General features: G+C 69.7%; 13 protein-coding genes. 7 read left to right on the plus strand and 6 right to left on the minus strand.

The window, feature by feature from the left end; all coding sequences use genetic code 11:
* The first annotated feature begins 40 nt into the window (after positions 1–40).
* From whiA to ACIGCK_RS07090, 7 genes are all read left to right on the plus strand, one after another.
* Positions 41–1,021 (plus strand): DNA-binding protein WhiA, encoded by a 981-nt coding sequence (gene whiA, locus ACIGCK_RS07060; RefSeq protein WP_396664925.1) that lies wholly within the window; start codon positions 41–43, stop codon positions 1,019–1,021.
* A 110-nt stretch (positions 1,022–1,131) separates the two neighbouring features.
* Positions 1,132–1,758 (plus strand): superoxide dismutase, encoded by a 627-nt coding sequence (locus tag ACIGCK_RS07065; protein ID WP_330169660.1) that lies wholly within the window; start codon positions 1,132–1,134, stop codon positions 1,756–1,758.
* A gap of 149 nt (positions 1,759–1,907) precedes the next feature.
* Positions 1,908–2,918, plus strand: coding sequence for a type I glyceraldehyde-3-phosphate dehydrogenase (gap, locus tag ACIGCK_RS07070; RefSeq protein WP_396664927.1), 1,011 nt, complete (start codon positions 1,908–1,910; stop codon positions 2,916–2,918).
* Between the two features lie 9 nt (positions 2,919–2,927).
* A complete protein-coding gene (locus tag ACIGCK_RS07075) occupies positions 2,928–4,142 on the plus strand; it encodes a phosphoglycerate kinase (RefSeq protein ID WP_396664929.1) in 1,215 nt (404 codons plus the stop codon).
* Complete coding sequence (tpiA, locus tag ACIGCK_RS07080; protein ID WP_396664930.1) at positions 4,133–4,921, plus strand: triose-phosphate isomerase; 789 nt, start codon at positions 4,133–4,135, stop codon at positions 4,919–4,921. The genes ACIGCK_RS07075 and tpiA overlap by 10 nt, the downstream gene beginning before the upstream one ends.
* A 65-nt stretch (positions 4,922–4,986) precedes the next feature.
* The gene (gene secG / locus ACIGCK_RS07085; protein WP_396664932.1) at positions 4,987–5,235 is read left to right on the plus strand and encodes a preprotein translocase subunit SecG; all 249 of its coding nucleotides are present in this window, start codon (positions 4,987–4,989) and stop codon (positions 5,233–5,235) included.
* Between the two features lie 2 nt (positions 5,236–5,237).
* Complete coding sequence (locus tag ACIGCK_RS07090; protein ID WP_396664934.1) at positions 5,238–5,591, plus strand: RNA polymerase-binding protein RbpA; 354 nt, start codon at positions 5,238–5,240, stop codon at positions 5,589–5,591.
* Positions 5,592–5,648: 57 nt separating this feature from the next.
* Here ACIGCK_RS07090 and pgl read toward each other — a convergent pair whose 3' ends face one another.
* The 6 genes from pgl to tkt are packed head-to-tail and all read right to left on the minus strand — an operon-like array spanning position 5,649 to position 13,801.
* Positions 5,649–6,434, minus strand: coding sequence for a 6-phosphogluconolactonase (gene pgl / locus ACIGCK_RS07095; RefSeq protein ID WP_396664935.1), 786 nt, complete (start codon positions 6,432–6,434; stop codon positions 5,649–5,651).
* The gene (locus ACIGCK_RS07100) at positions 6,424–7,374 is read right to left on the minus strand and encodes a glucose-6-phosphate dehydrogenase assembly protein OpcA (RefSeq protein ID WP_396664937.1); all 951 of its coding nucleotides are present in this window, start codon (positions 7,372–7,374) and stop codon (positions 6,424–6,426) included. Before ACIGCK_RS07100 ends, pgl begins: the two co-directional genes overlap by 11 nt.
* Positions 7,371–8,924 carry a glucose-6-phosphate dehydrogenase gene (gene zwf / locus ACIGCK_RS07105; protein WP_330169652.1) on the minus strand — a complete coding sequence of 518 codons (1,554 nt, stop codon included), beginning with the start codon at positions 8,922–8,924 and terminating at the stop codon, positions 7,371–7,373. Before zwf ends, ACIGCK_RS07100 begins: the two co-directional genes overlap by 4 nt.
* Before the next feature lie 37 nt (positions 8,925–8,961).
* The gene (locus ACIGCK_RS07110; RefSeq protein ID WP_396664938.1) at positions 8,962–10,593 is read right to left on the minus strand and encodes a glucose-6-phosphate isomerase; all 1,632 of its coding nucleotides are present in this window, start codon (positions 10,591–10,593) and stop codon (positions 8,962–8,964) included.
* Positions 10,590–11,708: a transaldolase gene (gene tal, locus ACIGCK_RS07115; protein ID WP_396664939.1), complete on the minus strand. Its 1,119-nt coding sequence runs from the start codon at positions 11,706–11,708 to the stop codon at positions 10,590–10,592. The genes ACIGCK_RS07110 and tal overlap by 4 nt, the downstream gene beginning before the upstream one ends.
* Entirely contained in the window at positions 11,705–13,801 is a 2,097-nt protein-coding gene (gene tkt / locus ACIGCK_RS07120) for a transketolase (RefSeq protein ID WP_396664941.1), read from the minus strand. The genes tal and tkt overlap by 4 nt, the downstream gene beginning before the upstream one ends.
* Between the last annotated feature and the right edge of the window lie 81 nt (positions 13,802–13,882).

A 13,882-nucleotide genomic window follows, 5' to 3' on the forward strand; every position in this document is an offset into this window, starting at 1 on the left:
GGCAGGTTCCCCGACCGACCGGCCAGCAATGAGGAGAGCCGTGCCCCCAACCGCCGATGTCAAGGCCGAGTTGATGACGGTCCGCGACCCGCGTCCGCAGGCGCGCGTCGCGGAGGTGACGGCCCTGCTGCGGTTCTCCGGCGGCCTGCACTCCATCGCCGGCAAGATGGCCATCGAGGCCGAACTGGACTCCGAGGCGCTCGCCCGGCGGGCGGCGAGGGACATCATCGAGCTGTACGGCGTCCGGCCGGAACTGGGCCGCGTCCAGGCGTCTTCGTCTCGCCAGGAGGGCCACTTCATCGTCCGCGTGCGCGAGGGCGGCGAGACGCTGGCGCGCCAGACGGGCCTTCTCGACCAGCGTCGGCGCCCCGTGCGGGGCCTGCCCAACAAGCTGACGACGGGCTCTCGCGACGACCTCTCGGCGCTGTGGCGGGGCGCGTTCCTCGCCGCGGGGTCCCTTACCGATCCGGGGCGGTCCGCGGCGCTCGAGGTGACGTGCCCGTCGTCCGAGGTCGCGATGGCGCTCGTCGGGGCGGCTCACCGCCTCGATGTCGCGGCGAAGGCGCGGGAGGTGCGGGCCGTGCATCGCGTCGTCGTGCGCGACGGGGATGCCATCCGGGCCATCCTGCACGCGATGGGCGCACAGCGGGCGGCCGCGGAGTGGGAACAGCTGCGCCAGCGCCGGGAGGTCCGCGCGGGAGTGAACCGTCTGGTCAACTTCGACGACGCGAACCTCCGGCGCTCCGCGCAGGCGGCGGTCGCCGCGTGCGCGCGTGTCGAGCGGGCCATGGAGATCCTCGGCGAGGACATCCCCGACCACCTGCGCGAGGCGGGGCGTCTCCGCCTCGCACACCGCGAGGCGAGCCTCGACGAGCTCGGGCACCACGCCGACCCGCCGTTGACGAAGGACGCCGTCGCCGGACGCATCCGCCGTCTGCTGGCGATGGCCGACAAGCGTGCGGAGGACGAGGGCATCCCCGGCACGGACGCCGGCATCCCCGCCGACGCCGACGTGTCGTAATCTTCCCCGGAGCGGGAAGCAACCCCCTGTCGGTCGTGTTGGCTCTCACTAGGATGAGAACGTCATCCGCGCCGCGCGCGAGCGTGGCCACGACAGGAGAGAAAGCGAATATGGCGACGTACACCCTGCCCGATCTGCCCTACGACTACGCGGCCCTCGAGCCGCACATCAGCGCGACGATCATGCAGCTGCACCACGACAAGCACCACCAGGCTTACGTGACGGGTGCCAACACGGCGCTCGAGCAGCTGGCGGAGGCCCGCGACAAGGGCGACTTCGCGAACGTCAACAAGCTCGAGAAGGACCTCGCGTTCAATCTCGGCGGACACACGAACCACTCCATCTTCTGGACCAACCTCTCGCCGAACGGGGGAGACAAGCCCACCGGTGACCTCGAGTCGGCCATCTCCGATCACTTCGGCTCCTTCGACAAGTTCCAGGCGCACTTCACCGCCGCGGCCATGGGCGTCCAGGGCTCGGGCTGGGCGGGTCTGTTCTGGGACTCGATCGGTCAGAACCTGATCATCCAGCAGTTCTTCGACCAGCAGTCGCAGTTCGCGGCGGGCTCGGTTCCGCTGCTGCTGCTGGATGTCTGGGAGCACGCGTACTACCTCGACTACAAGAACGTCCGCGCGGACTACGTCAAGGCGTTCTGGAACATCGCGAACTGGGCCGACGTCCAGACGCGCTTCCAGGTGGCCCGAGAGAAGACGACGGGTCTGCTGGTAGGGTCGTGACGAGGTGAGGATGCCGCGGGGCCCTCGCCTGCCGGGGGCCCCGGCATCCTCTTCTCACCCCCCACAACACCGCGCCCCGGCGCGGTAGCAATGCGCCCGCGGGCGCGACGACAATGCGCCGTCGGCGCGACGAGAATCGGGAGACAACCGTGTCTGTCAAGATCGGCATCAACGGCTTCGGCCGCATCGGACGCAACTACCTCCGCGCGGCCCTCGCGCAGGGCGCGGACCTCGAGATCGTGGCGGTGAACGACCTGACCGACAACAAGTCGCTCGCTCACCTGCTCAAGTACGACTCGGTCGGCGGCCCTCTCGCTCAGGACGTGACCTACGACGGCGACTCCATCACGGTCGGCGGCCACCGCATCCGTGTCTTCGAGGAGCGCGACCCCGCGAACCTCCCCTGGGGCGAGCTCGGCGTCGACATCGTCATCGAGTCCACCGGCCGGTTCACCAAGGCCGAGGACGCCAAGAAGCACATCGCCGGTGGGGCGAAGAAAGTTCTCGTCTCCGCCCCCGCGACGGGCGACGACGCGACCATCGTGATGGGCGTGAACGAGGAGACCTACGACGCCGAGAGCGACGTCATCATCTCGAACGCCTCGTGCACCACGAACTGCCTCGCCCCGCTCGCCAAGGTGTTCAACGACGCCTTCGGCATCGAGCGCGGCTTCATGATGACCGCCCACGCGTACACGGCCGACCAGAACCTGCAGGACGGCCCCCACAGCGACCTCCGTCGTGCGCGCGGTGCCGCCATCAACATCGTCCCGGCCTCGACCGGCGCCGCCAAGGCCATCGGCCGGGTGCTGCCCGAGCTCAACGGCAAGCTGAGCGGCTCGTCGTACCGAGTTCCCGTTCCCACCGGATCGATCGTCGACCTCACGATCGTGACGCCCACCGAGGGCCTCACCGTCGAGCAGATCAACGCCGTCTACAAGCAGGCCGCGGCGGAGGGACGCCTCAAGGGCATCCTCGAGTACACCGAGGACCCCATCGTCTCGAGCGACATCCAGCTCAACCCCCACTCGTCGATCTTCGACGCCGAGCTCACCAACGTCAGCGGCAACCTGGTCAAGGTGTCGAGCTGGTACGACAACGAGTGGGGTTACTCCAACCGCCTCGTCGACCTCACCGAGTACGTCGGCGAGCGCCTGTAAGGCGATTCGATGTCGCTGCGCACCCTCGAATCGCTGGGGTCGCTCGCCGGCACGCGCGTCATCGTCCGCTGCGATCTGAACGTCCCCCTGAAGGACGGGAAGATCACGGACGATGGCCGCGTGCGGGCGTCGCTGCCCACCCTCAATGCCCTCATCGGTCAGGGAGCACGCCTCGTCGTCTGCTCGCATCTCGGCCGACCCGATGGCGCGCCCGACGCGAAGTACAGCCTCGCGCCCGTCGCCCAGCGTCTCTCCGAGTTGCTGGGCAAGCCCGTCGCCTTCGCGCGGGACACGGTCGGCGAATCCGCGCATGACGCGGTGTCCTCGCTCGAGGACGGCGACGTCGCGGTGATCGAGAACCTCCGGTTCAACCCGGGGGAGACCTCCAAGAGCGACGAGGAGCGCGGCGCCTTCGCGCGGCAGCTCGCCGAACTCGGAGACGCCCTCGTCTCCGACGGGTTCGGTGTGGTGCACCGCAAGCAGGCGAGCGTCTACGACCTCGCACAGATCGTGCCTTCGGCCGCGGGCCTGCTGATCGCCGCCGAGCTCGACGTGCTCGATCGCCTCACCGAGAACCCGCAGCGGCCGTACACCGTCGTGCTCGGCGGTTCCAAGGTGAGCGACAAGCTCGGTGTGATCTCGCACCTGCTTCCGCGCGTGGACAAGCTCCTCGTCGGTGGCGGGATGATGTTCACCTTCCTCGCGGCTCAGGGTCACAAGGTGGGCGCGAGCCTGCTCGAGGCCGACCAGCTCGACACGGTGCGCGGGTACATCGACGCGGCACGTGAGCGCGGCGTCGAGCTGATCCTTCCCGCCGACGCTGTCGTGGCTTCGGGGTTCGCAGCCGACGCCGACCACGTGGTCGCCCCCGCGGACGCGCTCGAGGACACCCGGTTCGGCTCCACCGGCATCGGCCTGGATATCGGTCCGGCGACGGCGCACACGTTCGCCGAGGCGATCCGCGCAAGCCGCACGGTCTTCTGGAACGGCCCCATGGGCGTGTTCGAGATGCCCGCATTCGCCGCGGGCACCAAGACGATCGCGAAGGCCCTGACTCAGGTCGACGGGCTGTCGGTCGTGGGCGGCGGCGATTCGGCCGCCGCCGTCCGCCAGCTCGGGTTCGCCGACGGCGATTTCGGACACATCTCGACGGGCGGGGGCGCGAGCCTCGAGTTCCTCGAGGGCAAGAAGCTCCCCGGACTGGAGGTCCTCGGATGGCAGTGACGCGCACCCCGCTCATCGCGGGAAACTGGAAGATGAACCTCGATCACCAGCAGGCGATCGCTTTCGTTCAGAAGCTCGACTGGGCGTTGAAGGACGCGGGCCACGAGGCGGGGAGCGTCGAGGTGGCTCTCTTTCCGCCGTTCACCGACCTCCGCAGCGTGCAGACGCTGATCTCCGCCGACAAGATCGCGTTCGCGCACGGCGCACAGGATGTCTCGGCCCACGACTCGGGCCCCTACACCGGCGAGGTGTCGGGGGCGTTCCTCAAGAAGCTCGACTGCGCATACGTGATCATCGGTCATTCCGAGCGCCGGCAGCACCACGCCGAGACCGACGAGATCGTCGGTGCGAAGGTCTCCGCCGCTCTCCGGCACGGGCTCGCGCCCGTGATCTGCGTGGGGGAGACCGCGGAGGACCTCGAGAAGCACGGCGCCAGTGCCGTGCCCGCGGCACAGCTCAGGACGGCGCTCGCGGGTGTTTCGGCGGACGCCGAGATCGTGGTCGCATACGAGCCGGTCTGGGCGATCGGGTCCGGCCAGGCCGCGACGCCCGAGCAGGCCCAGGAGGTGTGCCGCGCGCTTCGCGGCGTCATCGCCGACACTCTGGGCGAGGACGCCGCGGCGCGCACCCGCATCCTGTACGGCGGATCGGTCGCCGCGGCGAACATCGCGGGCTTCATGCGGGAGCCCGATGTGGACGGCGCGCTCGTCGGCGGCGCGAGCCTGAAGGTCGACGAGTTCGCTGCGATCATCCGCTACCAGAAGCACGTGGGCGTCTGAGCGTCCCCGTATACTTGTCGACGGCCCGCCCGCATCCGGGGGGCCGTGTGAAAGGCCTACTCTTCGTGCAGATTCTCGAATTCGTCCTCCAGGTGGTGCTCGGCCTCACGAGCCTGCTGCTGACGCTGCTGATCCTCCTGCACAAGGGCCGCGGTGGCGGCCTTTCCGACATGTTCGGCGGCGGAATGACCTCCGCGCTCGGCTCGTCCGGCCTCGCCGAGCGCAATCTCAACCGATTCACGATCGTGCTGGCCCTCGTGTGGTTCGTCGCGATCGTTGCTCTCGGCCTCATCACGAAGTTCCAGGGACTGTAGACATGGCGACAGGCGGCAACGCGATTCGCGGCACTCGGGTGGGTGCCGGTCCGATGGGCGAGCAGGATCACGGTTTCCACGCCGAGCGCGTGGCCGTGTCGTACTGGGATGCCCTGGGCAACGAGACCGTGCGTTACTTCGCAGCAGGCGTCGCCGACGAGGAGATCCCCGACGTCATCGACAGCCCCCACTCGGGTCTGCCTGCGGGACGCGACAAGGCCAACCCTCCCGCTCTCGCGAAGACCGAGCCGTACAAGACGCACCTCGCCTATGTGAAGGAGCGGCGCACCGACGAGGAGGCGTCGCAGCTTCTGGACGATGCTCTGAAGCAGCTCCGCGAGCGCCGCGGTCAGTAGTCCCCGCTCGCGTCCGTCGACCACGACCGGGGTGCGGCTTGGAGCGCTTCGGGATCTTCAGTCGGGATCGATGAGTTCTTCCGGAACCTCGGCCGCGGCATCCACGTCGACGAAGAACAGCGTGCTGCGTCGTCCCTTGGCGCCTGCGGCGGGAACGCTCAGGTAGCTGGCCCCCGCCAGCGCGAGACCGAGTGCGGAGGCCTTCTCGGCGCCCGTGAGTACGAGCCAGACGCGCTGGGACGCGTTGATGACCGGCCTGGTCAGCGTCACCCGGGTCGGCGGAGGCTTGGGGGAGTCGTGGACGGCGACGGCCCCGCTGTCGCTCACGCGGATCTCGTCCCGATCCGGGAAGAGGGAGGCGATGTGGGCGTCGGGACCGACGCCCAGCAGGCACACGTCGAACGACGGCCACCGAGGGCCGGAGGTGTCGTCGGCGAACCGGGCGAGCTCCTCGGAATAGCGCTCTGCCGCCTCTTCTGCGCTGAGACCCGAGTCGGTCGATGCGATCGAGTGGATATTCTCCTCCGGAACGTCCAGCACGTCGAGGAGAGCGGCGCGTGCCTGGAGATCGTTGCGCTCGGCATCCTGCTGGGGGACGAAGCGCTCATCGCTCCACCAGAAATGCACGCGGCTCCAGTCGACCTGGTCGCGCGCGGGGTGGTCGGCGACGCCGGCGAGCACCCCGATACCCGCGCCCCCGCCCGTGAGGGCGAGATGGACTCGCTCCTTCTCGTTCGTGAGCCTCGTGAGCTTGTCGAGGAGCCGCCGCGAGACGACGTCTACGACGGTGGCACGGTCGGCACTGACGACGACACGCCTCTCGGCGGAAAGCTCAGACGACATCAGACTCCCGGCTCGTCGGGGGGTCCAGCAGCGACCACCCCTCGCTGATCACCCGACCATACAGCAGGTCGGGGTCGAGGCGACGCAGTTCCTCCGCGAGGCATTCGCGAAGGGTGCGCCGGGGGAGCACGAGATCGTGGCGCGGCTGTCCCGGTTGCGTGAGGCAGGCCACTCCCGGGTTCGGACGCTCGAGCAGGATGTCGTCGGAGTCGCGGACGAGACGCACCGACTTGATGCCCTCCGACCACTCGCCGGAGGGCATGTACTCCCAGGAGACGGGCACGTCGAGCTTCAGTCGCAGCCACGCGGCGAGAAGCGCGGTCGACGGAGACGAGCTCGCTCCGCGCACTTCGACCCTTGTGACGGGGTCGAACGGCGGCTGGTCGAGCACGGCGGCGAGCTGCTCGCGCCAGTGCGTCAGGCGCGTCCAGGCGAGGTCGGTGTCGCCGGGAGCATAGACCTCGCCGAGCTCCTGGAGACGCCGCGGTTCGAAGGGCCCGGTGGATGCGTCGGTGATCCGGCGCTGGGCGATACGGCCGAGCGGCGAGGAGGAGGGCACCGCCGGGGGAGTGTCCGGCCACCAGACGACCACGGGTGCGTCCGGAAGCAGCAGCCCCGTGACGAGGGCCTCCTCGTTGGATGCCGCGCCGCCGTGCGCACGCAGCACGACGACCTCGCTGGCACCCGCGTCGCCCCCGACGCGGATCTGCGCGTCGAGGCGGGCGTCGCCGGTGTCGTCGGTCATCAGCACGATGACCCGCATGGGATGCTCGCGGGACGCGTCGTTGGCGGCCTCGATCGCATCCTCCGCGACTCCCTGTCGCGTCGCGATGACGAGGGTCAGCACGCGGCCGAGCGCGACGGCCCCGCCCTCCTCGCGGGTCGACACGAGCGAGCGCGCGATCTTGCTGACAGTCGTGTCGGGCAGGTCGATGATCACGGGCGCCTCCAAACGCGGCCGTCACGGGCGAGCAGGGCATCGGCGGACGCCGGCCCCCACGAGCCCGGGCTGTATTGCTCGACGGGGCCGCCCTCCTGTGCCCAGAACTCCTCGACGGGGTCCAGGATGCGCCAGGAGAGTTCGACCTCTTCGTGACGCGGGAACAGGGGTGGCTCGCCGAGGAGCACGTCGAGGATGAGCCTCTCGTACGCCTCGGGACTCGCCTCCGTGAAGGCGTGCCCGTACCCGAAGTCCATCGTGACGTCGCGCACCTGGGTGCCGGCGCCGGGCACCTTGGACCCGAAACGGATCGTCACGCCCTCGTCGGGCTGGATGCGGATCACGAGCGCGTTCTGGCCGAGCTCGAGCGTCTGGCTCCGTGCGAAGAGGTGCTGCGGAGCCCTCTTGAACACGACGGCCACCTCGGTGACGCGGCGGCCCAGGCGCTTGCCGGTGCGGAGGTAGAAGGGCACCCCCGCCCACCGGCGCGTCGCGATCTCGAGCTTGATGGCGGCGAAGGTCTCGGTGGTGGAGGACGGGTCCATGCCGTCCTCCTCGAGGAAGCCGCGCACCTTCTCGCCGCCCTGCCATCCGCCCGCGTACTGGCCGCGAGCCGTGGCCTCGGCGAGGTTCTCGGGCAGCTCCACAGCGGCCAGCACCTTCTCCTTCTCGGCGCGGAGGTGGCTGGCGTCCAGGCTGATCGGCTCCTCCATCGCAGTGAGGGCGAGCAGCTGCAGCAGGTGGTTCTGGATCACATCCCGCGCGGCGCCGATGCCGTCGTAGTATCCGGCCCGGCCGCCGACGCCGATGTCCTCGGCCATCGTGATCTGCACGTGGTCGACGTAGTTGCGGTTCCAGATCGGCTCGTACAACTCGTTGGCGAAACGCAGCGCCAGGATGTTCTGGACCGTCTCCTTGCCGAGATAGTGGTCGATGCGGAAGATCGAATCCGCGGGGAACGCGACCTCGAGCGCCTCGTTGAGGGCTCGAGCGGAGGCGAGGTCATGACCGAACGGCTTCTCGATCACGACCCGGCGCCACGAATCGTCTCCCGCGGCGTCCTCCCCGACGAGGCCCGAGTCGCGGAGCTGGCGTGCGACGAGCGGGAAGTCCTTGGGCGGGATCGACAGGTAGTAGGCGTGGTTTCCCATCGTGCCCCGCTCGACGTCGAGCTTCTCCACGGTCTGGCGAAGCCGGGCGAAGGCGTCCGGGTCGTCGAATTCGCCCGAGACGAACCGGATTCCCTGGAGCAGCTGATTCCACGTGTCCTCACGGAAGGGCGTGCGCGCGTGCTGCTTGACGGCGTCGTAGACGACGGCGGCGAAGTCCTGGTCCTCCCAGTCGCGGCGTGCGAAACCCACCAGGGCGAACCCCGGGGGAAGCAGTCCGCGGTTGGCGAGGTCGTACACCGCGGGCATGAGCTTCTTGCGCGACAGGTCTCCTGTCACGCCGAAGATCACGAGCGCGCTGGGCCCTGCGATGCGGTTCAGGCGGCGGTCGTCGGGGTCGCGCAGGGGGTTGTGTCCGCGCGAGATCTCGATGGGTGGCATGGCGAGATGGTCCGTCCTTGCGTGGTGTCGGCCCGAGCTACTGCGCGGCTTCGAAGAGCGAGAGCACGTCGACAGCGGGATCGGTGAGCGTGAGCGTGACGACGGGGCGTCCGTGGGCGGCGAGGACCGAGGCATCCCCCGCGGCCTGAGCTTCGATCAGCTGACCGAAGGTGAAGGGCAGGCCGGGGATCTCCAGGTCGACGTCGGTGCGTTCGGTGATCTGCAGGAAGACGCCCGTGGCGGGGCCGCCCTTGTGATACTGGCCCGTGGAGTGGAGGAAGCGAGGCCCCCAGCCGAACGTCGTCGGCCGGCCGGAGTCGGCCGCGACGAGTTCGCGCAGTCCTGCGAGCTGGGGGATCTCCAGCCGATTGACGTACGCCTGCACCGAGACGTACCCGTCGGGTCCGAGCCGGGACCAGAGGGAGTCGAGGACGCCCGCGATCGTTCCCGACGCGGCAAGCTCCGGCTCGCTCACGCGAACCTCGACACCGTCGACGACGAAGGCGGGCGCGGACGGCTCGGGACGCTGCTCGAGCAGACCGCGGGTGGCGACCTTGGCCGATTCCACATCGGGCTGGTCGAACGGGTTGATGCCGAGGAGGCGGCCGGCGATCGCGGTGGCGTACTCCCAGACCACGAGCTGCGCGCCCAGGGAGCCGCTCACGAGCACCTCGCCGGGGTGGCGCTCCAGGATGCGGAAGTGCGCGGCGTCGTCGACGAGTCGCGCGACGAGCAGGTCGTGGAGTTCGACCTCGAGCTCGGGGGAGACGGGGAGGAGGACGACGGGCAGGATGCCGGTGCCGTCCTTGCCCGTCGACTCCGCGATGAGCTGCTCGATCCAGTCGGGCAGGCCCTCGATGTGGGTGCCGTCGGAGACGAGCCCGAGCTTGTCCTTGCGCGCACCGGCCGCGTTCTGCGTCGCCGCGATCGCGGCACCCAGCGCGAGCGCGGGGTTCTCGGGGCTGTCTACGGCCACTTCGAGCAGCGTGGCGTCGGCCTCGTCGAGCAGTTCGCCGATGTCTGCGCCGGCAAGCCCCGATGGCACCAGTCCGAACGCCGTGAGCGCCGAGTACCGCCCGCCGACATTGGGGTCGGCGTTGAAGACGTGGTAGCCGGCCTCGCGAGCGGACGCGTCCAGAGGGGACCCGGGATCGGTGACGACGACGATGCGTTCGGCAGGGTCGATACCGAGGTCGCGGAACGCGGCCTCGAAGGCCCGCCGCGCCGAGTCGGTCTCCACCGTCGAGCCGGACTTCGACGACACGATGAGCGCCGTGCGCTCGAGTCCGCCGGACTCGCTGTCGCCGTCGAGCGCCGCCAGGACCTGCCCGGGTGCCGTCGAGTCGAGGATCACCAGCGGGACGCCCGCGGTGCGGGTGATGACCTCGGGCGCGAGGGATGATCCGCCCATTCCGGCGAGGACGAAACGATCGACACCGCGCGCCGAGAAGTCGGCACGGAGGCGCTCGATGGGGGCGACGAGCGGTCGCGAGATCGAGACCGCATCGACCCAGCCGAGCCGCTTCGACGCCTCCTCCTCGGCCGCCGGGCCCCACAGCGTCGGATCGCCCGCGGTGATCCGCGAAGCCACGAGGTCGGCGATGAGCGCCGGCACCGTGGCCTCGACGGCCGCCTTCGGGGCCCCCGACACGTGGATCTCGAAGCTCATCGGGTCGACTCCGCGGCACCCGCCAGGGCGGCCTTGACCGTGTCCTGCAGCTCGCGCCACGAGACGACGAACTTCTCGACGCCCTCGTCCTCGAGCACCTGCGTCACGTCGTCGACGTCGACCCCGGCTGCGGCGAGGTCGTCGAAGACCTGGTGCGCCTCGGCGTAGGCGCCGGTGATCGTGTCGCCCCCGATGACACCGTGGTCGAAGGTGGCCTCGAGGGTCTTCTCGGGCATCGTGTTGACGGTGCCGGCCGTGACGAGTTCGGTGACGTAGAGGGTGTCGGGCAGCGCGGGGTCCTTCACCCCGGTCGAGGCCCACAGGGGACGCTGCACGTTCGCACCCGCGGCGAGGAGGGCCTGGGCGCGGTCCGTCGCGAACTCCCGCTGGTAGAGCTCGAACGCCAGACGGGCATTGGCGATGCCCGCCTTGCCCTTCAGCGCGGCGGCCTCCTCCGTGCCGATCTCCGCGAGGCGCTTGTCGACCTCGGTGTCCACCCGCGAGACGAAGAACGACGCGACGGACTGGATGCCGGCGAGGTCGATGCCGGCAGCCTGCGCCTTCTCGAGCCCCGACAGGTACGCATCGATGACAGCGGCGTACCGCTCCAGGCTGAAGATCAGCGTCACGTTGACGCTGATGCCCGCGCCGATCACCTCGGTGATGGCGGGGAGTCCGGCCTTGGTGGCGGGGATCTTGATCAGAGCGTTCGGGCGGTCGACGGCGGCGGCGAGCTTGCGCGCCTCCGCGACGGTGGCCGCGGTGTCGTGCGCGAGGTCGGGGGAGACCTCGATCGAGACCCGGCCGTCGACGCCGTCGGTGGCGTCGTAGACGCCGCGGAAGATGTCGGAGGCGGCCCGGACATCGTCCGTCGTGAGTTCGAAGATGGCCTCATCGGTGCTCGCGCCGCGCGCGGAGAGGGCCGCGACCTGCTCCTCGTACGCCTCGCCCTTCGAGAGCGCGGCCGCGAAGATGGTCGGGTTCGTCGTGACCCCGCTGACATTGCGGCTCTCGATCAGCTCGGCGAGGTTGCCCGTGCGGATCCGGTCGCGGGAGAGGTCGTCCAGCCAGATGCTGACACCGGCGGCGGTCAACTGTGCGGTGGGGGTGCTCATGCGTTCTCCTTGATGCTCTCCAGAGCCGCCTGGACGACGGCGTCGTGCGTGAGTCCGAACTCGGTGTAAAGGGTCTTGTAGTCGGCGGAGGCGCCGAAGTGCTCGATCGAGACCGAGCGGCCCTTGTCGCCGACGAGCTCCCGCCAGCCGAGCGCGAGGCCGGCCTCGACCGACACGCGAGCACCGATGTGCGGCGGCAGGACCGCGTCGCGGTAGCTCGCGTCCTGCTCGGCGAACCACTCGAGCGACGGCGCGGACACGACGCGTGCGTGGACGCCCTGCTCGGCGAGTGCCGCCCGTGCGGCGACGGCGATCTGCACCTCGGAGCCCGTGGCGATGAGGATCACGTCGGGGGTTCCGTTCGCGGCTTCCGCCAGCACGTACGCGCCCTTGGCGACGCCCGCCGTCGACGCGAAGGTGTCACCCTCCGCGTCGCCCTCGCCCCGGTCGAAGACGGGGATGTTCTGGCGCGTCAGCGCAATTCCGGCCGGGCCTGCCTGCCGGCGCAGGATCTCGAGCCATGCCGCGGCGGTCTCGTTGGCGTCGGCGGGACGGACGACCGTGAAGTTCGGGATCGCGCGGAGCGTCGCGAGCTGCTCGATCGGCTGGTGCGTCGGGCCGTCCTCGCCGAGGGCGATCGAGTCGTGCGTCCAGACGAAGATGCTGCGGATGTCCATGAGCGCGGCCAGACGCACGGCCGGACGCATGTAGTCGCTGAAGATGAGGAACGTTCCGCCGAACGCGCGGGTCGGTCCGTGCAGCACGATGCCGTTGAGGATCGAGCCCATCGCGTGCTCGCGGATGCCGAAGTGAAGGACTCGCCCGTAGGGGTTGCCGCTCCACTCGTGCGTCGACCATTCCTCCGGAATGAACGAGGCGGCGCCGTTGATGGTGGTGAGGTTGGACTCGGCGAGGTCCGCCGATCCGCCCCAGAGCTCGGGCATCTGCGCCGCGAGGGCATTGAGCACCTTGCCCGACGCCGCCCGGGTGGAGACGTCCTTGCCCGGCTCGAAGACGGGGAGAGCTTCCTGGATGCCGTCGGGCAGCTCACCGGCGAGCAGGCGGTCGAGCAGCGCCTTGCGCTCGGGGTTGGCGGCGGCCCAGGCGTCGAAGTCCTGCTGCCAGGCCGACTTGTCCGCCTCGCCGCGCTCGGCGAGGGCGCGAGTGCGGGCGAGGACGTCGTCGGCGACGACGAAGCTCTTCTCGGGGTCGAAACCGAGGACCTTCTTCGTCGCGGCGAGCTCGTCGGCGCCGAGCGCGGATCCGTGGATCTTGCCGGTGTTCTGCTTGCCCGGGGAGGGCCAGCCGATCACGGTCTTGAGGATGATGATCGACGGCTTGTCGGTCTCGGCCTTCGCCGCCTCGATCGCGCTGTAGAGCTCGGCGACGTCCTCGACGTACTCGCCGGTCTTCTTCCAGTCGACGGTCTGAACCTGCCAGCCGTACGCCTCGTACCGCTTCGCGACGTCCTCGGTGAACGCGACGTTGGTGTCGTCCTCGATCGAGATCTGGTTGGCGTCGTAGATGACGACGAGGTTCCCGAGCTTCTGGTGGCCCGCCAGCGACGAGGCCTCAGCGGTGACGCCCTCCTGCAGGTCGCCGTCCGAGGCGATGACGTAGACGAAGTGGTCGAAGGGAGACGTGCCGGGGGCCGCCTCCGGGTCGAACAGCCCGCGCTCGTAGCGCGCCGCGTAGGCGAAGCCGACGGACGACGCGAGACCCTGCCCGAGCGGGCCGGTCGTGATCTCGACGCCGTTCGTGTGGCGGTACTCGGGGTGTCCGGGAGTGAGCGAGCCCCACGTGCGCAGCGCCTTGAGGTCGTCGAGCTCGAGACCGAACCCGCCGAGGTACAGCTGCACGTACTGCGTCAGCGAGGAGTGGCCGGCCGAGAGGATGAACCGATCGCGCCCGAGCCAGCCCGTGTCCGTCGGGTCGTGACGCATCACCTTCTGATACAGCAGGTAAGCGGCAGGAGCCAGGCTCATCGCGGTTCCGGGGTGACCGTTGCCCACCTTCTCCACCGCATCCGCAGCAAGAACGCGAACCGTGTCCACGGCGCGCTCATCGATCTCATCCCAACGCAGCTCCGACACCGGACCGCCCTTCGTTTGGTGGGGGAGCGCCCGCGCATGGCCCTGTGACATGGCCCGCAGCCGCGGGTTCGTGCTCAGGGG

Origin of the sequence: Microbacterium sp. NPDC078428, assembly GCF_044542535.1 — a bacterium.
In the GTDB taxonomy this organism is placed as follows: domain Bacteria; phylum Actinomycetota; class Actinomycetes; order Actinomycetales; family Microbacteriaceae; genus Microbacterium; species Microbacterium limosum.